This window comes from Priestia sp. 10L35 (assembly GCF_056395685.1).
In genome coordinates this window covers 1-353 of sequence record NZ_JBFTKA010000073.1, presented here as the reverse complement: position 1 = coordinate 353, position 353 = coordinate 1, and the positions used below count along the sequence as shown (strand labels likewise).

Sequence of the window (353 nt, the reverse complement as noted above, 5' to 3'; positions counted from 1 at the left end):
CTAGTGCCAAGGCATTCACCGTGCGCCCTTTCTAACTTAACCATTAGCGAATAAATGGTACAACATAATGTTGTGTTATTTATTGATTTGATTAAAGAAAAGTTTCACTTTTCCTCAGCAATTACTGTTATCTAGTTTTCAAAGAACAATYGCAACCAAAATTCTTCTTATCTAATAAGAAGAAAGTAGTGTGCTTTCTATAATTGAGAGATTAAACTCTCAAAACTGAACAAAGTGTCAAAACGTACGTCATGTAAAAATCCTTAGAAAGGAGGTGATCCAGCCGCACCTTCCGATACGGCTACCTTGTTACGACTTCACCCCAATCATCTGTCCCACCTTAGGCGGCTAGC

The 353-nt window shown here is 38.1% G+C and carries 1 rRNA gene; it reads right to left on the bottom strand.

Going from position 1 to position 353, the window contains the following annotated elements:
- Positions 1-267: 267 nt before the first annotated feature.
- Positions 268-353, bottom strand: a 16S ribosomal RNA gene (locus AC1DEF_RS29410); the annotation flags it as partial.